The organism is Nonomuraea spiralis (assembly GCF_014648435.1).
In the GTDB taxonomy this organism is placed as follows: Bacteria; Actinomycetota; Actinomycetes; order Streptosporangiales; family Streptosporangiaceae; genus Nonomuraea; species Nonomuraea spiralis.
Genome location: NZ_BMRC01000037.1, coordinates 55,251 through 79,708 on the forward strand (window position 1 = coordinate 55,251; position 24,458 = coordinate 79,708).

At 71.2% G+C, this 24,458-nt stretch carries 25 protein-coding genes; 13 read left to right on the top strand and 12 right to left on the bottom strand.

Annotated elements, in window-relative coordinates; genetic code table 11:
- Positions 1-48: 48 nt before the first annotated feature.
- The 3 genes from IEZ27_RS47150 to IEZ27_RS47160 are packed head-to-tail and all read left to right on the top strand — an operon-like array spanning position 49 to position 3,213.
- Entirely contained in the window at positions 49-1,197 is a 1,149-nt protein-coding gene (locus IEZ27_RS47150) for a LolA family protein (RefSeq protein WP_189653206.1), read from the top strand.
- Complete coding sequence (locus IEZ27_RS47155) at positions 1,194-2,168, top strand: ABC transporter ATP-binding protein (RefSeq protein WP_189653207.1); 975 nt, start codon at positions 1,194-1,196, stop codon at positions 2,166-2,168. Before IEZ27_RS47150 ends, IEZ27_RS47155 begins: the two co-directional genes overlap by 4 nt.
- On the top strand, positions 2,155-3,213 hold the full coding sequence (locus IEZ27_RS47160; RefSeq protein ID WP_189653208.1) for an ABC transporter permease: 1,059 nt from the start codon (positions 2,155-2,157) through the stop codon (positions 3,211-3,213). Before IEZ27_RS47155 ends, IEZ27_RS47160 begins: the two co-directional genes overlap by 14 nt.
- 58 nt (positions 3,214-3,271) lie before the next feature.
- Here the strand turns inward: IEZ27_RS47160 and IEZ27_RS47165 are convergent, their stop codons facing one another.
- Positions 3,272-3,994: a YcnI family copper-binding membrane protein gene (locus IEZ27_RS47165; RefSeq protein WP_189653209.1), complete on the bottom strand. Its 723-nt coding sequence runs from the start codon at positions 3,992-3,994 to the stop codon at positions 3,272-3,274.
- A gap of 48 nt (positions 3,995-4,042) precedes the next feature.
- Positions 4,043-4,579, bottom strand: a complete 537-nt coding sequence (locus tag IEZ27_RS47170; RefSeq protein WP_189653210.1) for an MFS transporter — start codon at positions 4,577-4,579, stop codon at positions 4,043-4,045.
- A gap of 129 nt (positions 4,580-4,708) precedes the next feature.
- Here IEZ27_RS47170 and IEZ27_RS47175 point away from each other — a divergent pair, with 129 nt between their 5' ends.
- Entirely contained in the window at positions 4,709-5,185 is a 477-nt protein-coding gene (locus IEZ27_RS47175) for a hypothetical protein (protein WP_189653211.1), read from the top strand.
- On the opposite strand, the gene IEZ27_RS47180 is transcribed toward IEZ27_RS47175, so the two are convergent.
- From IEZ27_RS47180 to IEZ27_RS47195, 4 genes are all read right to left on the bottom strand, one after another.
- The gene (locus IEZ27_RS47180; RefSeq protein WP_189653212.1) at positions 5,179-5,922 is read right to left on the bottom strand and encodes an ABC transporter ATP-binding protein; all 744 of its coding nucleotides are present in this window, start codon (positions 5,920-5,922) and stop codon (positions 5,179-5,181) included. The genes IEZ27_RS47175 and IEZ27_RS47180 overlap by 7 nt on opposite strands.
- 2 nt (positions 5,923-5,924) lie before the next feature.
- Positions 5,925-6,713, bottom strand: coding sequence for an ABC transporter permease (locus IEZ27_RS47185; protein ID WP_189653213.1), 789 nt, complete (start codon positions 6,711-6,713; stop codon positions 5,925-5,927).
- Positions 6,706-7,401, bottom strand: a complete 696-nt coding sequence (locus IEZ27_RS47190; protein ID WP_229824990.1) for an ABC transporter permease — start codon at positions 7,399-7,401, stop codon at positions 6,706-6,708. Before IEZ27_RS47190 ends, IEZ27_RS47185 begins: the two co-directional genes overlap by 8 nt.
- A gap of 186 nt (positions 7,402-7,587) precedes the next feature.
- Positions 7,588-7,983, bottom strand: a complete 396-nt coding sequence (locus tag IEZ27_RS47195; RefSeq protein WP_189653214.1) for a DUF3052 domain-containing protein — start codon at positions 7,981-7,983, stop codon at positions 7,588-7,590.
- Positions 7,984-8,087: 104 nt separating this feature from the next.
- Here IEZ27_RS47195 and IEZ27_RS47200 point away from each other — a divergent pair, with 104 nt between their 5' ends.
- The 4 genes from IEZ27_RS47200 to IEZ27_RS47215 all read left to right on the top strand — a co-directional run bounded on the left by IEZ27_RS47200 (position 8,088) and on the right by IEZ27_RS47215 (position 12,188).
- Positions 8,088-9,065 carry an alpha/beta hydrolase gene (locus IEZ27_RS47200; RefSeq protein ID WP_189653215.1) on the top strand — a complete coding sequence of 326 codons (978 nt, stop codon included), beginning with the start codon at positions 8,088-8,090 and terminating at the stop codon, positions 9,063-9,065.
- Between the two features lie 148 nt (positions 9,066-9,213).
- Positions 9,214-10,050, top strand: a complete 837-nt coding sequence (locus IEZ27_RS47205) for a siderophore-interacting protein (protein WP_189653216.1) — start codon at positions 9,214-9,216, stop codon at positions 10,048-10,050.
- Between the two features lie 214 nt (positions 10,051-10,264).
- On the top strand, positions 10,265-11,761 hold the full coding sequence (locus IEZ27_RS47210; RefSeq protein ID WP_189653217.1) for a protein kinase domain-containing protein: 1,497 nt from the start codon (positions 10,265-10,267) through the stop codon (positions 11,759-11,761).
- Between the two features lie 73 nt (positions 11,762-11,834).
- Positions 11,835-12,188 (top strand): hypothetical protein, encoded by a 354-nt coding sequence (locus tag IEZ27_RS47215; RefSeq protein WP_189653218.1) that lies wholly within the window; start codon positions 11,835-11,837, stop codon positions 12,186-12,188.
- A 106-nt stretch (positions 12,189-12,294) separates the two neighbouring features.
- On the opposite strand, the gene aceA is transcribed toward IEZ27_RS47215, so the two are convergent.
- A complete protein-coding gene (gene aceA / locus IEZ27_RS47220; protein ID WP_189653219.1) occupies positions 12,295-13,581 on the bottom strand; it encodes an isocitrate lyase in 1,287 nt (428 codons plus the stop codon).
- Between the two features lie 267 nt (positions 13,582-13,848).
- Between aceA and IEZ27_RS47225 the strand changes: the two genes are divergently transcribed.
- Both IEZ27_RS47225 and IEZ27_RS47230 read left to right on the top strand, forming a co-directional pair.
- The gene (locus IEZ27_RS47225) at positions 13,849-15,321 is read left to right on the top strand and encodes a helix-turn-helix transcriptional regulator (protein WP_379478707.1); all 1,473 of its coding nucleotides are present in this window, start codon (positions 13,849-13,851) and stop codon (positions 15,319-15,321) included.
- A gap of 34 nt (positions 15,322-15,355) precedes the next feature.
- Positions 15,356-16,288, top strand: coding sequence for a glucosyl-3-phosphoglycerate synthase (locus tag IEZ27_RS47230; protein ID WP_189653220.1), 933 nt, complete (start codon positions 15,356-15,358; stop codon positions 16,286-16,288).
- 113 nt (positions 16,289-16,401) lie between these two features.
- Here the strand turns inward: IEZ27_RS47230 and IEZ27_RS47235 are convergent, their stop codons facing one another.
- Positions 16,402-16,974, bottom strand: a complete 573-nt coding sequence (locus IEZ27_RS47235; RefSeq protein WP_189653221.1) for a TetR/AcrR family transcriptional regulator — start codon at positions 16,972-16,974, stop codon at positions 16,402-16,404.
- Positions 16,975-17,061: 87 nt separating this feature from the next.
- Between IEZ27_RS47235 and IEZ27_RS47240 the strand changes: the two genes are divergently transcribed.
- On the top strand, positions 17,062-18,264 hold the full coding sequence (locus IEZ27_RS47240; protein WP_189653222.1) for an MFS transporter: 1,203 nt from the start codon (positions 17,062-17,064) through the stop codon (positions 18,262-18,264).
- Positions 18,265-18,281: 17 nt separating this feature from the next.
- Here the strand turns inward: IEZ27_RS47240 and IEZ27_RS47245 are convergent, their stop codons facing one another.
- Complete coding sequence (locus IEZ27_RS47245) at positions 18,282-19,433, bottom strand: MCE family protein (protein WP_189653223.1); 1,152 nt, start codon at positions 19,431-19,433, stop codon at positions 18,282-18,284.
- Between the two features lie 144 nt (positions 19,434-19,577).
- Between IEZ27_RS47245 and IEZ27_RS47250 the strand changes: the two genes are divergently transcribed.
- On the top strand, positions 19,578-20,786 hold the full coding sequence (locus tag IEZ27_RS47250) for an acyl-CoA dehydrogenase family protein (protein WP_189653224.1): 1,209 nt from the start codon (positions 19,578-19,580) through the stop codon (positions 20,784-20,786).
- 126 nt (positions 20,787-20,912) lie between these two features.
- On the opposite strand, the gene atpE is transcribed toward IEZ27_RS47250, so the two are convergent.
- On the bottom strand, positions 20,913-21,146 hold the full coding sequence (gene atpE, locus IEZ27_RS47255; protein ID WP_125648778.1) for an ATP synthase F0 subunit C: 234 nt from the start codon (positions 21,144-21,146) through the stop codon (positions 20,913-20,915).
- Positions 21,147-21,244: 98 nt separating this feature from the next.
- On the opposite strand from atpE, the gene IEZ27_RS47260 reads away from it, so the two are divergent.
- Positions 21,245-21,529 (top strand): hypothetical protein, encoded by a 285-nt coding sequence (locus IEZ27_RS47260; protein ID WP_189653225.1) that lies wholly within the window; start codon positions 21,245-21,247, stop codon positions 21,527-21,529.
- 205 nt (positions 21,530-21,734) lie between these two features.
- On the opposite strand, the gene IEZ27_RS47265 is transcribed toward IEZ27_RS47260, so the two are convergent.
- On the bottom strand, positions 21,735-23,312 hold the full coding sequence (locus IEZ27_RS47265; protein WP_189653226.1) for a M28 family metallopeptidase: 1,578 nt from the start codon (positions 23,310-23,312) through the stop codon (positions 21,735-21,737).
- A gap of 137 nt (positions 23,313-23,449) precedes the next feature.
- Positions 23,450-24,349 carry a cation diffusion facilitator family transporter gene (locus IEZ27_RS47270; RefSeq protein WP_189653227.1) on the bottom strand — a complete coding sequence of 300 codons (900 nt, stop codon included), beginning with the start codon at positions 24,347-24,349 and terminating at the stop codon, positions 23,450-23,452.
- Positions 24,350-24,458: the final 109 nt, after the last annotated feature.

Here is a 24,458-nt window from a genome sequence, read left to right on the forward strand (position 1 = left end):
GGATGCATGACGCAGGCTCTGGTCATCGACATACCGTTAAGGAGTGAGATGCGCAGAGGCACGTTCGTGAGGTGGGGAGTGCCGATCGCGGCGGCGGCCGTGATCGGCGGCGCGATCGGAGCCGGCCCGGTCATCGCCGCGGTGAGCGGCGAGCCCGTCCTGCCCGAGCGTTCGGCCCAGCAGTTGCTGGCCGACGCCGTGGCGGCGACGAGCGACAAGGGCGGCCTGCCGCCCATGTCCGGCACGGTGCAGCAGACGGCTTCGCTCGGCCTGCCGGCACTGCCCCAGACCGGGGGTGAGTCGCCGCTCAGCCTGCTGTCCGGCTCGCACGAGATCAAGGTCTGGTACGGCGGCGCCGACAGGTTCAGGGTGGCCATGCCGAGCCAGTTGAGCGAGACCAACCTGATCGTCAACGGCGACCACGGCTGGTACTGGCAGAGTGCCGACAACACCGCGACGAAGCTGACGGTCAAGCCCGGCACAAGCCTGGAACACCAGCGGCCCACCCCGCCGCCGGTCCAGCTCACGCCGGCGCAGGCGGCCCAGCGGCTGCTGGCCACGGCCGGCAAGGACACCGCGGTCCGTGTGATCAACACCGCCGAGGTGGCCGGACGCCCGGTCTACCAGCTCGTCCTGGCGCCCAAGGACGAGGGCTCGCTGGTGCAGGAGGTGCGCCTGGCCCTCGACGGCGAGACGTACGTCCCGCTCCAGGTCCAGGTCTACGCCAAGGGCTCGGCCGAACCGGCGTTCCAGGTGGGCTTCACCCAGGTGACGTTCACGCCCCCGGCGCCTGAGAACTTCGACTTCACCCCGCCCGCGGGCGCCAAGGTGGAGGAGAAGGACCTCAGCGAGCTGGGTGGCGCCGAGCAGGCCGAGCAGCACGCCGAGCAGGCCGAGAAGGTCGCGGCGCGGGCCAGGGTCGTCGGCGACGGCTGGACGACCGTGGCGGTCCTGCCGTTCAAGCCGGAGGACCTCAAGGCCGGCGGCGGCTCGCCGTCCACCGACGGCGGCTCGCAGGCCGGCGTGGGCGCGCTGGCCGACACCGTGCTCAAGACGGCCACCCCGGTGAGCGGCACGTGGGGCTCGGGCCGGCTGATCAGGACCAAGCTCGTCACCGTCCTGCTGACCGACGACGGCCGTCTGCTGGTCGGCGCGGTCACCCCGGAGGAGATCACCCAGGCGGCGGGCGTCAAGTGACCGCAGTCGCGCAGGAAGCGGGGGCGCCCTTCGGGGCGGCCCCGCCCTCCGGGGAGCACGCCATCGTCACGCGCGGCCTGACCAAGCGCTTCCGCGGCGGCCAGGTGGCCGTGGACGCGCTCGACCTGACCGTGCCGCGCGGCTCGGTCTACGGCTTCCTCGGGCCCAACGGCTCGGGCAAGACCACGACCATCCGCATGATGCTGGGCCTGATCGCGCCGACCGAGGGCGAGTACTCCCTGCTCGGGCTGCCGTTGCCGCGGGCGCTGCCGCGGGTGGGGGCGGTGGTGGAGGGGCCGGCGTTCTACCCGTACCTGTCGGGGGAGGCGAACCTGATGCGCTTCGACGCCGCCGACCCCACCTCCGTACGCGCCACCGCCCGGAAGCGGATCGCCGACGCGCTCGACCGGGTGGGCCTGTCGGCCGCGGCCGGCAAGCGCTACCGCAACTACTCGCTCGGCATGCGCCAGCGCCTGGCCATCGCCGGCGCCCTGCTCGGCCCGCGCGAACTGCTCATCCTGGACGAGCCGACCAACGGGCTCGACCCGCAGGGCACCCGCGAGGTACGCGCGCTGGTCAAGGACATCGCCGCCGGCGGCACCACCGTCTTCGTCTCCTCGCACCTGCTGGCCGAGGTCGAGCAGATGTGTACACATGCCGCGATCATGCGTACCGGCCGGCTGGTCGCCGAGGGCACCATCGCCTCGCTGAACGGCGGCCTGGCCACGCGGGTCAGGGTCGAGACGCCCGACGTGGCCGACGCCGCCCGGGTGCTCGGCACGCTGGGCCTGGCCGACGTGCGGTCCGGCGGCGCCGACGTGACGGCCGAGCTGGGCGGCCACGCGCCGGAGCGGATCAACGCCGCGCTGGTCGGCGCGGGGGTCGCCGTACGCGGGCTGGCCGTGCTGCGGCCCAGCCTGGAGGACGTGTTCGTCGGACTGACGGGGGAGGGCTTCGATGTCGACGGCTGAAACCTCGACGCCGCACACCGGAACACGCGACACCGGAACACGCGACACCGGAACACGCGTCAGCGGGGCGGGGGAGGCGCGGGGCGGGGGGCGTACGCCCGGGCTGGTGCCCGTGGCCGAGACGCTGCGCACCGCCGAACGCCGCCCGCCGGACCCGGACCGTGGCGGGCCACAGCCGGACGCGGCGGAGCACGGGACCGGGGACGCGCGTGGGGCCGGGCGGGCGAGATGGGCGTTCTGGCGGTTGCTGGGCTCGGAGCTGGGCCTGACGTTCCGCCGCCCGCGCAACCTGATCATGCTGGCCGTGCTCGCCTGCGTGCCGGCCGTCATCGGCATCGCCCTGCGCGCGTTCGGGGGCGGCGATGACGACGGGATGAGTGGGTTCGTGCAGCGGATGGCGGGCAACAGCCTCATGCTGACGTTCGTCTCGTTCTCGGTGCTCGTGCTGCTGCTGATGCCGGTCGCCGTCAGCGTCGTCGCGGGCGACTCGGTGGCCGGGGAGGCGGGCGGCGGCACGCTGCGCTACCTGCTGGCCGCCCCCGCGGGACGCACCCGCCTGCTGGCCGTCAAATACCTCAACGCGGTCGTCTACGCCTACGCCGTCACGGCCGTGGTGGCGCTGTCGGCGCTGGTCACCGGGCTGATCCTGTTCCCGGCCGGCCCGGTGACGCTGCTGTCGGGCACGACGATCTCGATGGGCGAGGGCCTGCTGCGCATCCTCATCGCCGTCGGCTACGTCGGGGCGGGCATGGCGGCGCTGGCCGCCGTCGCGCTGGCGTTGTCGACGTTCACGGAGGTGTCCATCGGGGCCGTGGCCGCCACGCTCGTGCTGGTGATCGTCAGCCAGGTGTTGCGGGCCTTCCCCGAGCTGAGCGCGGTGACGCCGTACCTGCTGCCGACCAGGTTCACGAACTTCGACGCGGTGCTGCGCAGCCCGATCGACCTGCCGGCACTGTGGGACGGGCTGCTGGCCTTCGGCGCCTACATCGTGTTGTTCTGCTCGATCGCGTGGGCGCGCTTCTCCGGCAAGGACATCACGTCCTGACGGGAGGCGCACCCCCGGCCGGGCGAGTGGCCCGGCCGGGGATGCCGCGTCGCCGGGGTCAGGCCGTACGGCGGCGCAGGCCCAGGGCCCCGACCACGACGCCGATGATCCCGACGACCAGTCCGGCGCCGCCCAGCAGGCGGGCCGTGCCGTCGGAGACGGACTCGGCCGCCGCGACCGGCGCGACCGACGGGCCCGTGGCGGCGACCGGCGCGGCCGACGCGCCGGCCGCGGAGTGCTCGTCGGCGCCGGAGGCGGGGACGAGCTTCAGCGTGGGTACGGGGTGCTCGGCCTCGGTGCCGTCCGACTTGGGCGCGTCGGCCCACTTGACCACCTCACCGCCCGAGTACGTCTGCTCCGTCGGGAACGTCAGCGAGTCCACGTCCTTGGGCAACTGGCCCATGGACACCTCGAACTCCTGGAACTCGCCCGGGTTGATCTTGCCGCCCGACCACACGACCGTGGTGACGGCCTCCTCCAGGTCGCCGTACTCGGTCTTGACCGGCTTGGGCAGCTTGCCCTCGGTGACCTTGACCTCCCAGCCGGGCACGGGCTTCACCGACACGAACGCCAGCGGATGGTCGGCGGGGAAGCTGACCTGGACCTTGGTGGTCGAGGCGTTGTCGCGCTCGTTGGGCACCCGGAACGCGACCTTAGTGAACCCGCCCTGCTCGGCGGTGCCGGGGGTGATGCTGACGTGGGCCAGCGCGGGCAGGGCCAGGCCGGCGGTGAGAGCGGTGGCGGCGGCGAGCACGGTCGCCGCACGACGGATGAAGGACATGACGGATCTCCACTTCAGGATGACGGGGGTCTTACGGGTGTCAGCAGGTCAGGCGGGAAGTGGAGGACCACGCCTGGCCACCCGGTGCCGGAACCCCGGCGCGAGGGGGACCACCCTGGTGTGCACGACCGGCACGCCCGGCCGTACGGCGGGAACGACCCCGAGCAGCGGCGGCATGAGCCGCAGGCCCAGCCGGCGCAGCAGTGACCACAGCGCGACCTCGCCGCGCGACAGCCACCAGCCGGTCATCAGGGTCGCCACGAGGTGGGCGAGCAACATGCCCGCGTTGACGGCCAGGCCCTGGCCGTGGCCGTGCTCGAAGACGTAGGAGGAGGCGCTGCCGCCCGCGAACAACTCGTGCAGGCCGAACTGCGCCGCCCCGAGCACGACGTTGATCGTCGCCGCCGAACGTTCCCTGCCGGACAGCGCCAGCCCCAGACCGGAGACCGCCACGAGGCCCAGCGCCGCCGCCAGCGGCTCCGGCCGCCCGCCGCCGCCCACCACGTGGGCGAGCGCAGCGAGGGTCACGCAGACGGCGGCGAAGGCGGCCGTCCGCGCGAGCCGGAGGGGAAGTCGCGCACGCATGTGTGCCACATGGTCTCACGGGGCACGGTCGCACGAGACCCCTAGTTCCAAGCGAGCCAATGCCTGGTCCAAAAATGGCATTTGTCGCTAGGGTCGTGCCGAGCACGTTGACATTTGAGGTGAGAAACGTTGCGGCACTTAGCGGGATTGCTCATCGGCGTCGTGGTCACGGCGGCCGTCCTAGGGGGTGGCGGATGGGCCGTGCAGCAGGCCCTCACCGCCGCGGCGACGACCCCGCCGCCCGACCCCCAGAAGTTGTGGATCGCCCTCGGTTCCATGGCCGCCATCGGCCTGGTCGTCGGCCTCGTGGTGGCGGGCCGGATCTCGCCGCTGGCCACGTTCGTGCCCTCGATGGTGTTGCTGGCCTGGACGGTCGTCTACGCGCTCGACACCGGCAGGGCGCTGTCCCTGATCCCGGCCGAGGCGTCGGTGAACCAGATCGTCAGGGACGCCGGCGCGGGCGACAAGTTCCTGCTCACGACGGGTGTGCTGGCCCTGCTCGGCGTGGTCCTGTTCATCCCCGTGCTGATGCCCTCGCGCTGGTCGCGCCCGCACGACGACGATGACGACGAGTACGAGAGCACGCCGGAGGGCAGCTACTACTGACTGCCGGTGTAGAGCCGGGTCACGACGTCCTCGATGGTGGCCTGGTCCGGCGCGGTGGCCATGAGCTCGGTCAGCGTCCCGTCGAAGGTGAGCCGGCCGTGGTCGATCAGCATGATCCGGCGGCACAGGCGCTCGATGTCGCCGAGATCGTGCGTGGTCAGCAGCACGGTCGTGCCGCGTTCGGCGTTCTGCCGCTGGAGGAAGCCGCGGATGCTGGCCTTGCTGACCACGTCGAGGCCGATCGTCGGCTCGTCGAGCACCAGCACATCGGGCGCGTGCAGCAGCGCCGCCGCCAGGTCGCCGCGCATGCGCTGGCCCAGGCTGAGCTGGCGCACCGGCGTGCCCAGGAAGGCGCCCAGGTCGAGGGTCTCGGTCAGCTCGGCCAGCCGGACCCGGAAGGTTCCACGATCTACTTTGTAAAGGTGTCGGATCAGTTCGAAGCTGTCCTTGAGCGGCAGGTCCCACCACAGGGTCGTCCGCTGCCCGAACACCACGCCGATCCGCCGGGCCAGCGTGGTGCGCCGGCGCGAGGGGTCGAGCCCGGCCACCCGTACCGAGCCGGAGGTGGGGGTGAGGATGCCGCACAACATCTTGATCGTGGTGGACTTGCCCGCGCCGTTGGGCCCGAGGTAGCCGACGAACTCGCCCGCCGGCACGCTGAACGACAGGTCGCGCACGGCGTGCACGACGGTGCGCCTGACCTTGAACGAGCGTCCCGCCCGCAGCAGCTCGATCATTCCTAACTCCCCGTGGATCGGTAGTGCCTGATTCCCTGCCGCCAGGCCAGCCCGGCCGCCAGGGCGAGGACCAGCGCGGCGGCGGGTCCGAGGAAGCGCATGAAGCCGGGCGTGCCGAACGGGTCGTCCCGGCCCAGGACGTACAGGCCGGGCTGCCAGTTGACGAAGGCCAGGGGCAGCGCGTACGTGACGCCGCGGACCAGGTCGCGGGCGTAGATGCTGAGGGGGTACTGGCTGAGCTGGTGGGTGCCGTAGGTGAAGGCGTTGACCACCTCCGGCGCGTCGGTCAGTGCGAACTGCACGGCGCCGGCGAGTGTCCACAGGGCCGTGAAGATGACGATGCCGGTGGCGACCATGACCGGGATCATCCAGGCCCGCCGCCAGTCGACGCCGAGCACGGCCACGGCGTAGGCGAGGACGGCGACGGCCTGCGCGATGCGGCCGAGCCTGGTGGGGACGAAGCGGTCGGTGGCGATCTGGATCCAGGCGGCCGCCGGGCGGACGAGGAAGGTGTCGAGCGTGCCGGCCTTGATGTGCTGGCTGACGCGGTCGAGGTTGCCGACGAAGGTGTCGCAGACGGAGAAGGAGACGCTGGCCGCGCCGTAGAGGAACAGGACATCCTCGCGGGTGAAGCCGGCCAGGGTGGTGGTGTTGGCGAAGACGACGAGGATGGCCGCGAGGTCCATCGCGCCGGTGATCACGCCGAACACGACCATCAGGGCGAAGGAGGCGCGGTAGGCGGCAGCGGCGCGGGTCCAGGTCCAGGCCAGCAGGAAGTACGTCCTACCCACCCTGGATCACCACCTTGTGGCGGACGGCGCGGGTGGCGAGCAGGCCGAGCGCGAACAACGTCGCCGCCCAGAACGCCTGGAGGGCGAGCGTCTGCCCGACGGGGGCCTTGCCGAGGTAGAGGTCGGTGGGCGCCTGGACCATGGCGGCCCAGGGCAGGGCCCTGACCACCTCGCCCAACTGGCCGGGGAACAGGTGGAGGGGGAGCATCATCCCGCTGAGGAAGGTCGTCAGGACCAGGGACACGACGGCCACGCCGCGGTCGTCGGCGAGCCAGCAGACCGACAGGGCGACGAGGTAGCGCCAGCCGAAGCTGATCAGCACGCCGATGAGGAAGCCGGCCAGGACCGCCGCCCACTGCGCGGGGGAGGCGGGCGTGGTGACGCCGAACAGGGCCGCGCCGAGCAGCAGCGGCGGGATGCCGCGCACCAGGAACAGGTACGCGGCCCGGCCCAGGTCCTCGGCGAGCGACCAGAGCTGGAGCGAGGCGGGGCGGACGAGGTCGAGCGCGATGTCGCCGCTGCGGATGCGTTCGGGGATGGCCAAGCCGCCGCCGAACAACATCATCGGGCCGATGAAGGCCTGGGTGACGAAGCAGAAGGTGACGGCGTCGGTGACGTCGTAGCCGGCCAGGCCGGGGCGGGCCTGCCACAGGGCGATGAGGACGTAGGCGCGCAGGATGCCGAACACGCTGTTGGTGAACGCGCCGGCGAGCGCGGCCCAGACGTAGACGGCGTGTTTGCGGAAGCCGTACCGGACGAGCCGGGCGTAGAGGGGAATGGTGGGGCACCTCCGTTCAGTGAGGGCGCGGTGACCGGCCGTGTCCGGACCCGTGCGCGGGTCTGCCGACGGAGTCTGGAATTATCCGCTGAGGGGTCAGCGGTCCGCAACGCGATAAACGAAGCGCAGGCCCGACCAGGTGGCGTCGATCGCGGCGACCTTGTTGTCGACCAGTCCGGCGTCCAGGCCGTAGGCGCGTACGACGCCGTCCGACAGGTCGGTGGGGATCCTGGCGGCGCGTTTGGGCCAGCAGACCCACAGGCCGCCGTTCCGGACGAGTGTGGCCTTGGCCTGGGGGAACGTACTGTGGAGGGTGGCCATGTCGGGGCAGAAGAGCAGGATCACGTCGTAGGGGCCGCCGCCCGGCTCGCGGTGCACGTCCGCGCCGGGTTCGCCGAGGTCGAGGGTGGCGGGGGCGCCGAGGGCCAGAACCTGGTGTCCCGGCTTGACGCCGAGTTTACGAGGGAGCGGCGTCCCTGAATATCCCGCCATATTCCCCACCGTCCCACATAGCCGAAATATCCGCGTAAGGGATGAGATCCTTACTGGCCGGTAGAACGAGGTTGTTACGGGAAGAATGGGGGTGGAGGACCGTGATGCACATCGACATGGACGTGTCGCCCGACTACCCCTTGAGCTGGCAGGCCAGGGCCCTGACCTCGGTCATGCGCGGCACGCTGAAACCGGCCTCCACAGTGCTGATGCGCCATCCGCTGGCCCTGGTCGGCGCCGCCCGCCTGGGCGAGCTGGCCCGCCTGATGCCGCTGCACCTCCCCGACCACGCCGTCGTCGTACCGGCCGGACTGACGGGCTGCGGCGGCGAGTGGATCCGCGCCGGTGAGGGCCTGGACGAGCACAAGGCGCTGCTGTACTTCCACGGCGGCGGCTACTTCTCGTGCTCGCCGCGTACCCACCGGCCCATCACCTGGCGGCTGTCGGTCGTGGCCCGCCGGCCGGTCCTCGCGCTGGACTACCGGCAGGGGCCGGTGAACCCGCTGGCCGACTCCCTGGCCGACGCGCTGGACGCGTACGAATGCCTGATGCGGCGCGGGCACGCGCCCGAGGACATCATCATCGCCGGGGACTCGGCGGGCGGCCATCTGACGCTGGCCACGCTGCTGGCGCTGCGCGACCGCGGCCTGAGGCCGCCGGCCGCGGCGATCTGCCTGTCGCCGTGGGCGGACCTGACCGACATCCCGCGCCGGGCCAACCGCTGGCAGGACCCGATGTTGCCGGCGAGCCGGGTGCGCTGGCTGGCCCGCCACTGGACCTGCGGGCTCGATCCGCGGGACCCGCTCGTCTCGCCCGTGCTCGGCGACTTCACCGGCCTGCCGCCGCTGATGATCGTCACCGGCTCCACGGAGGTGTTGCGGGACGAGGCCCGTCAGGTGGCCGAGCGGGCGCGCCTCGCGGGCGTGCCGGTGCGGTACGAGGAGTGGCGGCGGATGCCGCACGCCTTCCCGATCCTGGCCGACGTCCTGCCGGAGGCGCGGCTGGCCTTCCGGCACATGGCGGCGTTCCTTAAGGCGGTGGAAGCCCGTGCGGCGGCCCGCGGGGATACGGCGGCGGCCTGACTGGGGCGGGTATGTCGGGGTAGTTTGTGCTGATATATCGCGGCTTGGGGTTGCGCGCTCAGGGGAACGTCCAGGCGTTGCGGTGGCCCCGCCCGTCAATCCCGCTGTAAGGTTAGGTATACCTAACTAACATATGGGGGCTGAAGTGATGGCTGACAAGCCCAGGGATCATCATCGAGGCGTCGTCCTGCGGACCGAGCGGCTCTCCCCGCACATGATCCGCATCGTGGTCGGCGGCGACGGCCTGCGCGACTTCGCCTGTCGCGGCCTCACCGATCATTACGTGAAACTCGTCTTCCCCCACGAGGGCGTGGACTACCCCGAGCCGTTCAGCGTCAAGCACGTACGCGAGACCATGCCGCGCGAGTTCTGGCCGCGCCTGCGCACCTACACCGTACGCGCCTGGGACCCCGACGCCCTTGAGCTGACCCTCGACTTCGTCCACCACGGCGACAAGGGCCTGGCCGGGCCCTGGGCCGCGGCGGCCAGGCCGGGCGACGTCGTGCTCATGCTGGGCCCCGGCGGCGGCTACGCGCCCGACCCCGAGGCGGGCTGGCACCTGATGGTGGGCGACGAGAGCGCCCTGCCGGCGATCGCCGCCTCCCTGGAGGCACTGCCCGACAACGCCCTGGCCCACGTCCTGATGGAGGTGGACGGCCCCGAGGACGAGCAGAAGCTCGGCACCGCGGCCGACGCGCGGATCACGTGGGTGTACCGGGGCGCCCGTCCGGTCGGCCAGGCGCTGGTCGAGGCGGTGCGCGCGCTGGAGTTCCCGGAGGGGGACGTGCAGGCGTTCGTGCACGGCGAGGCCGGCTTCGTCAAGGAACTGCGTCGCCACCTGCGGCTGGAGCGGGGCATCCCGATGGACCGGCTGTCCATCTCCGGCTACTGGCGGATCGGCGCGGACGACGAGGCCTGGCGGGCGGTCAAGAACGACTGGAACCGCGAGGTCGAGGCCGACGAGGCCCGCGCGCTGGCCTCCTGACCCTCACCGAACCCCGCCAACCACAAGAAGCCACTTCAGAACGTTCCATCACAGCTCTTACTAACCCTCCGGACACGAACTCCTCACCTTCGATACCCCTTACGCAAGACGTGCGGAAAGGGCCCCCGGATGCCGCCACAGTGTGCCTTGCCGTGTCCCGGACAGGAGAGGCGAGGCCCGGATGGCGCGTGGTGCGAGCGGCATGCCGCCTGGCGTGCGACCGCTGACGGTGGGCGACCCGGTCGTCATCGGCCGGCACCTTCTCCTCGGCCGCCTGGGGTCGGGCGGGATGGGAGTGGTGTACCTGGCCGAACACCCGCGAGGGGGCCTGGTCGCGCTCAAGACACCGCAGGCGGTGCATCTCAACGATGCCACGTTGCGGGCGCGTTTCGCCGAGGAAGTGGCCTTTTCCCGCAGATTGGTGCCCTTCTGCACCGCCGCCGTGGTCGAGGACGGCACCGACGAGGATCGCCCGTACCTGGTCACCGAGTACATCCCGGGCCCCGCGCTCTCGCGGGTGGTCATGGCCGGGGGGCCGCTCACGCCCGACCTCGCCTACGGCGTCGCACTCGGGGTGGCCGCCGCACTCGTCGCGGTGCACGAGGCCGGTCTGGTACACCGCGACCTCAAGCCCGGCAACGTGTTGCTGTCGGCCAAGGGGCCCCGCGTCATCGACTTCGGCATCGCCCGCGACGTGGACACCCTGGCCGCCCACACCCAGGCCGGGCAGGTCATGGGCAGCCCCGGCTGGGTGGCGCCCGAACGGCTGACCGGCGGCCCGGACCTGCCGGCCTCGGACGTGTTCGCCTGGGGCTGCCTGGTGGCCTTCGCCGCGAGCGGGCACCACCCGTTCGGCGGCGGCGAGGCCGACGTGCTGACCCGGCGCATCCTGTTCGACCCGCCGCGCCTCGACGGCGTGCCCGCCCTGCTGCGCCCGGCCGTGGAGGCCGCGCTGGCCAAGGACCCCGCCTCCCGTCCCCGGGCGGCCGACCTGCTGCGGGCGCTGCTGGCAGCGGGCGGCGTGGGCGATCCGTGGGACCTGCGCCAGGCGGTCGCCGACGTGCTGGACGGGAGCTGGACGGAGGTGCCGTACCCGGCGGGCGGCGGCCGACCCGCCACCCCGGCCGGGGAGCCGTCCGGGCCCAGGCACGGGAGCAGGCGCGGGAGCAGAGCCAAGGCCGGGGCGCACCTGGCGCACGCCGGTTTCGCCGCGCTGGCCACGGTCTCCATCGCGGCCGTCACCGTGATCGCGGCCTTGGGCGGGGATGCCCTCAGCCAGGGCGGCGGTTCGCCGCCGCCCGCCGAGCCCGCGATCGTACGTCCGCACGTCAGCGGCCATCCCACGGCGACCCCGGCCGGCGACCGGCCGCCCGCGCACGTGGCGCGCCCGGCGAGCGTGCCCACGGCGACGGTGTCCGTCACGCGCGCCCGTACGCCGGCCGGCCGTTTCACCTTCCTCGACCCGGGCCCCGACCGGCGGCGTGACGACCCCCGCCCCTCCAGCACCTCCGGGCCCGGCAACCCGGGCGGCGAGGAGCCCGGCCCGTGCGCGCGCCCGGCCGCTCGGCGCCGCGGCGGCGACCGGCCGGGCGGCCGCGACTGCCCCCGGCCCTCGGGATCGATCAGTACGATCCCCCAGGACGGCCCCGGCGAGTCGCCCGAGCCCACCGTCCCGTCCCCCTCCACGCCCACGGCCACCGGAACGTCGTGACCGGCCATGCCTCATGATCGAGGTGAGCGGGGGACGCGCGTCGCCTCCCCCGCACCCGAGAGCGAGGCCGTTCATGAGCTACTACGACATAGAGGGCAACCCCATCAGCCCTGCGCGGGCGCAGGAGCTGCTGGCCGATCGCGCGGGGCGTACGATCGGCGACGACCGCGTCGGCACCGCCGCCGGAACGTTCCGCGTCCGCACCCTGCACATGGTGCTCGACCAGGCCGACGGCGGGACTGTGCCGCTGCTGTTCGAGTCGACCGTGCGCCTGGCGCCGCCGGGCGCGGGGCCCCGGGCCCGGGGCCGGGAGGTGCTGAGCCTCCACTGGTCCACCAGGCAGCAGGCCGAGGACGCGCACGCCCAGCTCGTCCGCGACATCACCGAGCAGCAGGACCTGCCGTCGTGGGCCCGCGAGGGCGCCTGACGCGCGACCGACGTGAAAGGGGGCCGCGCCGGGCTGGGGGAGCCGGCGCGGCCCTTCGCCGGGGGAACCATCCCATGCCCTGGAGGTGGCCGGCGAGATCGGGGGATCAGTGGTGGAACTGCTCCTCTTCGGTGGAGCCCTTGAGCGCGGTCGTCGAGGAGTCGGGCGCGACGGCCGTGCTGACCAGGTCGAAGTAGCCGGTGCCGACCTCGCGCTGATGCCGGGTCGCGGTGTAGCCGCGGGACTCGGCGGCGAACTCGGCCTCCTGGAGCTCGACGTACGCCGTCATGCCGTCGGCGGCGTACCCCTGGGCGAGGTCGAACATCGAGTAGTTCAGCGAGTGGAACCCGGCCAGCGTGATGAACTGGAACTTGTACCCCATGTGGCCCAGTTCGCGCTGGAACTTGGCGATCGTGGAGTCGTCCAGGTGCTTCTTCCAGTTGAACGACGGTGAGCAGTTGTAGGCGAGCATCTGGTCCGGGTAGCGGGCCTTGATCGCCTCGGCGAACTCGCGGGCGACGTCCAGGTCGGGCGTGCCGGTCTCCATCCACAGCAGGTCGGAGTACGGGGCGTAGGCCAGGCCGCGGGCGATGCAGGAGTCCACGCCGTTGCGTACCCGGTAGAAGCCCTCGGCGGTGCGGTCGCCGGTGGTGAAGGCCTGGTCGCGCGGGTCCACGTCACTGGTCAGGAGCGTCGCGGCCTGTGCGTCGGTCCGCGCGACGATCAGTGAGGGGACGCCGCAAACGTCGGCGGCCAGCCGCGCGGCGTTGAGCGTCTTGATGTGCTGGCCGGTCGGGATGAGCACCTTGCCGCCCAGGTGGCCGCACTTCTTCTCGGAGGCGAGCTGGTCCTCCCAGTGCACGCCCGCGGCGCCGGCCGCGATCATGCCCTTCATCAGCTCGAACGCGTTCAGCACGCCGCCGAACCCGGCCTCGGCGTCGGCCACGATCGGCGCGAGCCAGTGCGGCGCGTCCGCCACGCCCTCCGACCAGGTGATCTGGTCGGCGCGCAGCAGCGCGTTGTTGATGCGGCGCACGACGGCGGGCACGGAGTTGGCCGGGTAGAGGCTCTGGTCCGGGTACGTCTGGCCGCCGAGGTTGGCGTCCGCGGCCACCTGCCAGCCGGACAGGTAGATCGCCTTCAGGCCGGCCTTCACCTGCTGGACCGCCTGGTTGCCGGTCAGCGCGCCGAGGGCGTGGACGTAGTCCTCGGTCCGCAGCAGGTCCCACAGGCGCTGCGCGCCGAGGCGGGCCAGCGTGTGCTCCTCCTGGACGCTGCCGCGCAACCGGATCACGTCCTCGGCGCCGTAGGTGCGCTCGACGCCCTCCCAGCGAGGGTCGTTGTCCCACTCGTCCTGCAGCTGCTCAGCAGCTCCCTTGAGGCGATCGTTCATCGTTCGCTCCTTTGTCGTCCCCTGGGGCTCACGCCGATCATCTGCCCTGAGAGCCTGCGTCAATAGAGGCTCCAGGAGAGAAGAACGCTCGAAGTTTCCGTCATGTGTATTACCGACGGGTATTCAGATGAGAAGAAATCGCGAGTTTTCCCGTTGGACTAGACCAATCCCAGCAGCGAACGGAAGGCGGCAGCCGTGCCCCCGCCCGGTAGGCCCTGAACGTCCAAAGGCTAGAAAATAGGCCGAATTTCTGTCTAAGATGCCTGCATGGCGTCCCTGCTAGGCGAAGAACCGCTGTCTTTGACGCAGGAGCTCGATCTGATCGCGTTCGGCCAGCGCCTTCGCCACCTGCGTAAACAGCGCGGCCTCACCCTGTCGGACCTGGGCTCGCGTGTCAGCAGGGCGCCCAGTCAGCTGTCGCTGCTGGAGAACGGCAAGCGCGAGCCCAAACTCTCGCTGCTCAAGTCCCTGGCGACCGCGCTGGGCGTCCCCGTCGAGGAGCTGCTGCGCCGCCAGCCGCCCAACCGGCGGGCCCAGCTTGAGATCGCGCTCGAAGAGGCACAGCGTGACCCCATCTACGCCGGGCTCGGCCTGCCCCGGCTCAAGGTCTCCGCGCGTGTGCCCAACGACGTGCTCGAACACCTGCTCGGCCTCTACGGCGAGCTGCGCGCCCGGCAGGCACGCGGCACCGCCACGCCCGAGGAGGCCAGGGCCGCCAACGCCGAGCTGCGGCGCAGGCAGCGCGAGGTGGGCAACTACTTCCCCGACATCGAGAAGGCCGCCGCCGAGGCCCTCGACACCGTCGGCTACCGCACCGGCGCCCTGTCCCAGAGCATGATCCAGGGCCTGGTCACACACTTCGGCTACACCGTCCACACCGCCCAGGACCTGCCGCGTTCGGTGCGTTCCATCACCGACCTGCGCAACCGGCGCATCTACGTCAAGCACGAGCAGCTCGGCATGCACACCCCGCGCACGATCCTGCTCCAGACGCTCGGCCACCTCGCCCTCGGCCACGGCAAGCCGCGCGACTTCGCCGACTTCCTGCGACAGCGCACCGAGGCCAACTACTTCGCCGCCGCCGTGCTCGTGCCCGAGCGGGCCGCCGCGCTCTACCTCCAGGAGGCCAAGGCCGCGCGGGCGTTGTCGGTGGAGGACCTGCGGGACGTGTTCGCGGTCTCGTACGAGATGGCCGCCCACCGCTTCACCAACCTCGCCACCCATCACCTGGGCCTCGTCTGCCACTTCGTGCGCAACGACGCCGGGGGCACCATCTACAAGGCGTACGAGAACGACGGCATCGTCTTCCCCGCCGACGAGCAGGGGGCCATCGAGGGGCAGCGGATGTGCCTGCAGTGGTCGGGGCGGCAGGTGTTCGCCTCGCCCGACCGTTTCTCGGTGTTCTACCAGTATTCCGACTCGCCCACCGGCACCTATTTCTGCGTGGCCCACGTCGATCCGTCGCGGGAACGGGACTTCGCGATCACACTGGGGGTGCCGTACCGGGAGTCGCGCTGGTTTCGGGGGCGGGAGACCACCAACCGCACCAAATCCGGCTGCCCCAGCGGCGACTGCTGCCGCCGTCCGCCCGCTGAGCTGGCCGAACGCTGGGAGGGGTACGCCTGGCCCTCCGCGCGCGCCAACTCGCACATCCTGGCCGCCCTGCCGCCCGGGTCGTTCCCGGGTGTGGACGAGGCCGACGTCTATACCTTCCTGGAGCGCCACGCGACCACCGCATAAGCTGATATGTGGGGGAACGGGGGAGGTGTCGCACATGCTGCCTGATGTGCGGAAATGGTGGCATCGCCGAACCTCGTGCGCCGCGGACTGGCCGCTGTCCGACCTGCTGGCGGCCAAGGGGGACACCACGGTGAGTGTGGTGCTCCCGGCCCGCGACGAGCGCGAGACCGTGGGCGAGATCGTCCAGGTGATCCGGCGCGAGCTCGACGGCGTCGTGGACGAGATCGTGGTCATCGATTCATGCTCGGAGGACGACACCGCGCGCGTCGCGGCACAAGCCGGCGCCGCCGTGCACGCACAGACAGACATCCTGCCCGAACTCGCGCCGATGGAGGGCAAGGGCGAGGCACTGTGGAAGTCGCTGGCGGTCACCTCCGGTGACGTGGTGGCCTTCGCCGACGCCGACATCAGGCACTTCCGCGCCTCACTCGTCGCCGGATTGCTCGGCCCGCTGCTCACCGACCCCACGGTCGTCTACGCCAAGGGCTGCTACGACCGTCCGCTGAACGGCGCCCCGACCGGCGGGGGCCGCGTCACCGAACTGGTCGCCCGCCCACTGATCAACCTGCACTGGCCCGAACTGGCCGGTTTCATGCAACCGCTCGCCGGCGAGTACGCCGGCCGCCGCTCGGCCCTGGAACGCGTGCCGTTCCTCACCGGGTACGGCGTGGAGCTCGGGCTGCTCATCGACCTGCTGGACCTGGCCGGGCTCGACGCCCTGGCCCAGGTGGACCTGGGGTCGCGCGAGCACGCTCCGCAGTCGACGGAGGCGCTCGGCGGGATGGCGGCCCAGATCATGCTGGCCGCCTGGTCCCGGCTGCAACGTCAGGGCAAGATCGAGGCCCGGCATGTGCCCTCGGTGGAGCTGGCCCAGTTCCGCCGCTGCGAGGGCGGCCACGACGTACTGACCCGCCAGGTGGGCATCGACGAACGCCCACCCATGCTCACCCTGACCACACCCACCTGACCCGCTCGCGGGAGCACCTCGGGGCCTCGTACCCGCCTGAGCGGCTCGTGCGAGCCGCCTCAGGGGGGGAGAGCGGCCCCGAGTCCTTCTGCGCCGGGGGTGTTCGTGGATTCCTACTTGAGGGCGGCCGCCACGAAGGTGCTGAGCTGGTCGCGTATGGCGTCGTGGTCGTCGGCGTCGTCGCCGAGGATGATCCGCCCGAGCTGCGGCATCATCGACGGGAACAGGGCCAGCCCGGTCAGCATGAACAGCGTGCGCGCCGTCGCCTTGGACGGCTCCTCGCCACTCCCCTCCGCCAGGGAGGCCGCCTTGCGCGCACAACGCTCCACCCGGGCCTCCTGGCCGGGCAGCAGCTCCTGGCCCCGGTAGTTGAGCGCCTCCCACATCAGCAGGCGCACCAGGTCGGGGTGCCGCCGGTAGTAGTCGGTCAGCCGGGCCACGTAGTCGACGGGATCGGCGCCGGGCAGGGCGATCTGCGACGTCAGGTCGTCGAGCGCCTCGTTGATGACGGCGTCGAACAACTTCTCCTTGTTGCCGAAATGCCCGTAGATGCGCTCTTTGTTGACGCCCGCGCGCTCGGCGATGCGATCCACGCGCGCGCCCGCCACGCCGTACGCGGCGAACTCCTCGCGGGCGGCTTCCAGCAGGGCGGCCCGGGTGGCGGCGGTCGAGACCTTGGGTGACATGCCTCCATCATGCCACGAACAACTGGTTGGTTGTAATCCAACTAAACAGTTGACGTCCAACTGGTTGGTTGGCTACCGTCCTCTGCCATGGCACTCACGCTTCCTCGTACGGCAGCCGCCCCCGCGGCCCGTACCGATTACGCCCGCTTCGGCCGCACCCTGTTGGCGTTCACCCTCACCGCGGTCCTGTGCAGCGGCCAGCTGTACATCGTGATCCCCCTGCTGCACGACATGGCCACCGGCTGGCACGCCTCGCCCGGCGACCTGACCTGGCTCGTCACCGCGTTCGGCGTCGGCTACGGCCTGGGCTTCCTGGTGTTCGGCCCGCTGTCGGACCGCTACGGCCGCCGCCGCCTGCTGATGATCGGCCTGCCTCTTGCCGCCTTGACCAGCGCGTTGGTGGCGTTGAGCCCGAACCCCGAGGTGGCTCTCGCGTTGCGCGTCCTGCAAGGGGTGGCCGTGGCGATGTTCCCGCCCGCCGGCATGGCCTACCTCGTCGAGCGGCTTGAGCTGCGGCGCCGGGTGGTCGCCATCGCCGCGGTGACCGGGGCGTTCCTCGCCTCGGCCGTGTTGTTGCAGGTCGCGGCCCAGGTGCTGGTCGAGTCGATCGGCTGGCGGGGATTGTTCCTGCTGTCGGCCGCCGGGTTCGCCCTGGCCTGGCTCGGCCTGCGCGCCGTCATGCTGCCCGACCTGCCGCGCCAGGCGAGCGGATCGTTGTTGTCGGCCTACCGCGCGGTGCCCGGCCTGCTGTTCGACCGGGTGCTCGCGCTGCGCTATCTCGCCACGGTCATGCTGATGGCCGGGTTCGTCGCCGTCTACACCGGTTTGCAGATATACGGCGGCACGTCCCCCGCCGACCTGCTCACGCTGCGCGCCTCCGGGTTGCCCTCGATCGTGCTGATGCCCGTGCTCATGCCGTGGCTGGCCCGGATTCCCGCCACGGCCAGGGCCGCCTCGTTCCTGGCCGTGGGCGCGCTCGCCCTCGCCGCCGTCGCCCTCACCGGAGCCGCCTCCCTCGGCCTGGTGCTCCTGCTGGCCGTCTACGTCGCCGCCATCACCGGCGGCCTCCCCAGCATGAACGAGGCCATCTCCGCCCAGGCCGGACCCGCCCGCGGCACGGCCCTGGCCCTGTTCTCCTTCGCCCTCGCCGTCGGCGGCAGCGTCGGCCCGCAACTGGCGGCCGTGTTCGGCGGTTTCACCCCGCTGGTGTACGCCCTGGCGATCGGCATGAGCCTGGCGTCCCTGGCCGTCCTCGCCTCGACCCGCCGCGCCACCACGCCCACTCCCTGATGCCCCACCTGGGGCGGTCAGCGGAGTGTGACCAGGCCGCCGAGGGACAGGTCGGGACGCTCGACCCGTACGTCGGGCAACAACCAGGACGTGTCCAGCGCCACCGTGTCGTTGAGGGCCCTGCCCAGCGGGTTGAGCGCGCTGAGCAGGGGGTCGCAGCCGGTGTTCATGGAGTGGGCGAGCGAGCACAGCCACATCGCGACGTCGTCGGTCTGGCCGTTGAGGTTGAACCTGGCCCTGAAGGTCGCGCTCGCGGGGTCGTAGGCGTTGTTCGCGTTGTTCAGGGCGAGCGGCGCCGCGTCGAGGAACGTACCGATGGATTCGCGCTGGCGTACCAGCAGGTCGGTGATGTGGGCCAGATCGCGGGTGTTGGCGGTGATCTCGCCTCGGTTGTCCTCGACGAAGTCCGCGACCTGCGTGAGCGTGGAGGACAACTCCTTCAGCACCGCCCGCAGCTCCTCGCGTTCGCCGTTGAGCTGGGCCGACACGCCCGCCAGGTCCTTCATGAACGCCCGGACGCGGGCGTCGTCACGGGCCATCGCACCCGTGACGGTCGCGAGGTCGCGGACCGTCCGGGCCAGGTCGTCGCCGTCGCCCGCCAGCGCGGAGGCCGCGTCGGACAGACCGCGGACGGTGGCGCCCACGGTCTCGCCCTGACCGCCGAACGCGCTCGCCGACACCCGCAGCAGCCGCGCCAGCGCACCACGCTCGGCGGCGGGCGCGTCCGCGCCGTCGGGGGCAGGGCGCCCGGGAGGGGCGAGGGCGGTGGCGAGCTGGTCGTAACCGCGTAACGCCTCGTCGATCTCGACCGCCGAGCGGGTCCGGCGCAGCGTCCCGCCGTCCGGGAGCGCCGGGCCTCCCCGGTACGGCGGCGTGAGCTGCAGGAACCGGTCGGCGATCAACGACCGGGCGACGATGACCGCCTGGGCGTCGGCCGGGATCTTCCGCCCGGCGTCGACGGCCAGCTCCACCAGGACCTCGCCGCCCACCGGCCGGACCGAGGTCACCCGGCCGACCCGCACCCCGAGCACCCGTACGTCCGAGCCTGGATACAGCCCCACGGCGGCGTCGAAGGAGGCGTGGAGACGGGTGGTGGCGACCGGCCTGAACAGCAGATACGCGCCCGCCACCACGAGGGCGGCAAGGAGTGCGGCGAGTCGGCGGTTCATCGGCCTTCCTGAGGAGAAGGTGGGCGTACGGTGACCGGAACCTTACCGTGAGTTGCCGAACTCCCGCACCTTCCGGCCACGTTCTACCAACCGGTAACGTGTTACCAACGGTAACGCTTGACGAATGGCCAGGGAGTGGACGCGATGACCGGCTTCTGTCCGGAGCTCAGTGACGACGTGATCGAGGTGCGCGACTGGGTGCACGCGTTCGCCCGCGACGTGATCCGCCCGGCGGGCGCGGAATGGGACGAACGCGAGGAAACGCCCTGGCCCATCCTCCAGGAAGCCGCCAAGGTCGGCCTGTATTCGCTGGACTTCTTCGCCACCCAATGGTTCGAACAGAGCGGCCTGGCCCTGCCGGTGGCGTTCGAGGAGATCTTCTGGGGGGACGCCGGCATCGGCCTGTCCATCGTCGGCACCGGCCTGGCCGCCGCCGCGCTGTCCGCCAACGGCACGCCCGAGCAGATGGGGGAGTGGCTGCCCCAGATGTTCGGCACGGAGAACGACGTCAAGCTCGGCGCCTTCTGCGCCTCCGAGCCCGACGCAGGCTCCGACATCGGCGCGATCCGCACGCGCGCCGTCCACGACAACGGCGACTGGGTGCTGAACGGCGTCAAGACCTGGGCCACGAACGGCGGCATCGCCGACGTCCACGTGGTCGTGGCCTCGGTGGACCCGTCCCTGGGCACGCGCGGCCAGGCGTCGTTCGTCATCCCGCCCGGCACACCCGGCCTGTCCATGGGGCAGAAGTTCCGCAAGCACGGCATCCGCGCCTCGCACACCGCCGAGGTGGTCCTGGAGGACGTACGCGTGCCGGGCTCGTGCCTGCTGGGCGGCAAGGAGAAGCTGGATGCCCGCCTGGCCAGGGTCCGCAACGGCGAACGCGCCGGCGAGCAGGCCGCGATGCGCACGTTCGAGACCACCCGCCCGTCGGTCGCCGCCATGGCGGTGGGCATTGCCCGCGCGGGCTTCGAGTACGCCAGGGACTACGCGCGCGAACGCGAGCAGTTCGGCCGAAAGATCGGCGACAACCAGGCCATCGCGTTCCTGCTCGCCGACATGGCCACCCGCGTCGACGTCGCCCGCCTGCTGACCTGGCGGGCCGCCTGGATGGCCCGGAACGGCCGGCCGTTCGAGCAGGCCGAGGGCTCGATGTCGAAGCTGGTGGCGGGCGAGACGGCGGTGTGGGTGACCGAACAGGCGATCCAGATCCTCGGCGGAGCCGGATACACCAGAGAGCACCCCGTCGAACGTTTCCACCGGGACGCCAAGATTTATACGATCTTCGAGGGCACGAGCGAGATCCAGCGGCTGATCATCGGCCGCGCCGTCACCGGCCTCCCGGTCCGCTGACGTCCTGAAGTGACCGGTCCGCCGGAGCCGCAGAGCCGGCGGGCCCGCGCGATCGTCAGCGCGGGCACGCCGCTCCGATGCCGTTGTCGCGAGCCGGGAACGGTTTCCCGGGCCGCGGGTGGGCGGTTATCTGACGAGCTGAAAGATGAACGGCGCGACCAGCCCTATCAGGGCGAGGGCCTCGGTGAGGACGAAGCCGAGGAAGATGTTCTGGCGGATCAGGGGATACGCCTCCGGCTGGCGGGCGATGGCCTGCACGCCCTGACCGAAGATGATGCCGACGCCGATGCCGGGACCGATTGCAGCGAGACCGTAACCAATGGCGGTGATGTTGCCGGATACTTCAGCGAGTACTTGCATTGCGCCGCCTTTCTGGAAACCGATGAAGCTGAGAAACCGCGGTTACTCGTATTCCAGCCGGTGAATGCGGCGAAAGAAATGCTTGATTGCTCTAATTTGTGCGTCAATTGCTCGTTGATCAACGCACTAGACAAATCGATCAAGATGCTCTCCTCTTCCTGGGGCGGGGAACTCCCGTATCGCCGCCTGTGGCGATTTCCGGCGCGGATGGTGGCCTGCTGGGCTTCGAGGTCGTGCCGGAGTTCGTCCATCAGGGCGGTCGCTTCCGGGAAGGAATGATTGACGGCCTGGATGCGGTGGCGGGGTCTTCCCGGGCGGCCTTGACCCCGGTGCTTTTCCATGAGGGACGCGTGCCGCCGATATCGCGGAAATCGGTATGGTGACCCGGCTCAGGCCGGTGGTGGTGCCGATTGTCGCGTAATTCACCGCGACCGGCGCGCCGATGCCGCTGACCGCGATGCCTGCGAAGGTCACCCAAAGGGTTCGGCCGTTCATGTGTCCATTGCGGCGCCGTTACCGGCGGTTATGGACAAGACTGTGCGCCCGCCGTTCCTGACGACGGGCGCACAAATCATTGGGGGTAGCGGGTCAGCCGGTTGTTCTGCCCTCGATGGTGGCCTTGGTGGTGGTCGTGGGGGCGGTCCGGGTCCTGGCGGCAGCCGGGCGGGCGGTGTCGGGGCCCGGGAGGTCGCGGCTGTAGGCGTACACGACGGCCGCCGTGGCGATCGCGCCGGTGTTCAGCGCGAGTGCCTTGTCGTTGATGTTGGCGACGGTGTCGCACGCCTGGTGGTAGCAGGGGTCGTACGGCTGTCCGGCGGTGCCGCCGAAGATCGCGGCCTCCTCAGGAGTCTTGATGCCCTCCGCGCCGGTGAACACCCCGCCCGAGGGGATCCCGGCCTCGATGAACGGGCCGTAGTCGGAGCGGCCGTCGAAGTCGGTGCCGTTGTGTCCCTGGTGGAGGAGGTCGAAGTACTTCTCGTAGAGCTTCTCGATCTCGTCGGATCCGGGCGGGCCCGCGGGGGCGCCGACGCCGTCGGAGTCGTCGCCGTCGTAGATCTTGAAGGCGTAGTTGGTGGAGCCGAGCATGTCGTAGTCGAGGAAGAGCTTGATCTTGGAGAGCTCGGCGGCGGGCAGGGTGTCCACGTAGTGGATGGAGCCGAGCAGGCCCAGTTCCTCGGCACTCCACCAGGCGAAGCGCAGCCGGTTGCGGGTCGGGATCTTGCCCAGGGCCTCGGCGACGGCGAGCGTGGCGGCGGTGCCGGAGCCGTCGTCGTTGATGCCCGGCCCGGCCGGTACGGAGTCGAGGTGGGCGCCGGACATGACCACCTTGTTCGGGTCGCCCCACTTGGAGTCGGCGATGACGTTGTACGTCGTGCGGATGTCGCTGATCGTGTCGGTCTTCAGGTGCACCACGCCGCCGGTCGCGGCCAGTTCCTGGCCGACGGCGAAGCTGGTGCCCACCACGGGGATGGTGACCGGGGTGCCGAGGTTGCCGAGCAGCGTCGCGGTACGCCCCGGCTGCCCCTCGTTGAAGATGACGGCCGCCACGGCCCCGGCCGCCTTGGCGTTCTGCGCCTTGACCACGAAGTCGCAGGTGCCGCGCTGCAGCAGCGCGATGTTGCCCGGCGTGAACCCGGCGAAGTCGGCGGCCTCGCACCCGGAGTTGGACGTACTGGGTGTCGGCCCGGGAGGAAGGACGAGATCGACGCTCTGCAGCGTCGCGGTGACCTCGCCGGGCCCGGAGTACGTCATGGTGTCGAACTCGCCCACGGAGGAGCCGTCGGGCGGGGTCGGGGTGAAGACCCGCGGGTTGGGCGAGACGCGCTCCATCAGCGCGGTCGACTTCTCCTCGAAGTAGGCGATGTCGAACGGCTGGAGGGTGACGTTGTAGCCGGCCTTCTTGAGCCTGCCGACGACGTAGTCGCGCGAGGCCAGGTGGCCGCTGGTGCCGGCGGCGCGGTTGCCGTGGTTGGCGTCGGCGATGCTCTGCAACGCCTGTAGGTGTTTCTTCACCGCCGGTGCGGTGACGGAGTCGATCAGCTTCCTCTCGGCCGGGCCAGGCGCGGGTTCCGCCTGGGCCGCGGCCGGTAGGAGAGCCAGGGGCAGGGACAGTGCCGCGGCCGTCGCGAGGACGCGGAAGGTGCCTCTGCGCAGGGTGATGCGCATACGAGCTCCTCGAACTGAGATGAACAGATGTTTTCCCCGATTCAGCGGCCCAGGAGAATACATAAGCCGACAGATCCACCCAGGGGAAGAATGAGGGTCGTCCGATATCGGACAAAAGCGCACCGGGTACGGGCCCGTTACCAGCCCAGCTCGTCGCAGCCCTGATGGTCGACCGGCTCGACCTGCAGCGTGGCGTGGGCGATGTGGTGGCGCTGCCGCAGCAGCTCCCTGGCCCGGTCCAGGACGGCGTGGTTGTCGCCGGGCTCTTCGGTGACCAGGTGCGCGGTGGCCACGTTCATGCCGGAGGTGAGCGTCCACAGGTGCAGGTCGTGCACGTTCCGTACGCCCTCGATGGCGGCCAGGTCGGCGGCCACGGCGGCGGCGTCGACGCCCTCGGGCACGTGTTGCCCCAGGACGGCGAAGACCTGACGTCCCAGGGAGACGGCGCGGACGGCGACGAAGATGCCGATGGCCAGGGCGACGACGGTGTCCCAGAACGCCTGCCCGGTCGTCGAGACCAGCCAGCCGGCCACGATGACGCCGACCGAGCCGGCGGTGTCGGCCACGACCTCCAGGTAGGCGCCCTTGACGTTCAGGCTCTCGCTCGCGCCCGAACGCAGCAGCAGCAGGGCGATGAGGTTGACCACCAGGCCGATGGCGCCGACGACGAGCATCGGGCCGGAGGAGACCTCGGCGGTGCCGCCGATGCGGCCGATGGCCTCGGTGACGACGTAGAGCGCGACGCCGAGCATGAGGACGACGGCCAGCAGCGAGGCGAACACCTCGGCCCGGTAGGAGCCGTAGCTGCGCCGTCCGGTGGTGTCGGGGCGGCCGGCGATCCGGGTGGCGACCAGGGCCGCGCCGAGCGTGACGACGTCGGCGGCCATGTGGCCGGCGTCCGACATCAGGGCCAGCGAGCCGGAGATCAGCCCGTAGGCCAGCTCGACCAGGAAGAAGGAGCCGATCAGGGCGAAGGAGACCGCCAGCCGCCAGCGGTGGCGGGCTCCGGCGTGCCCGTGTCCGTGTCCGGCGCCCATCACGATCTCCCGTCGCGTTCGGGGTGGATGGCCTCGGTGTGCTCGGTGTGGGCCAGCGCCAGGTCCAGCAACATCCGTACGTGCGGGTCCTCCAGCCGGTAGTAGGCCA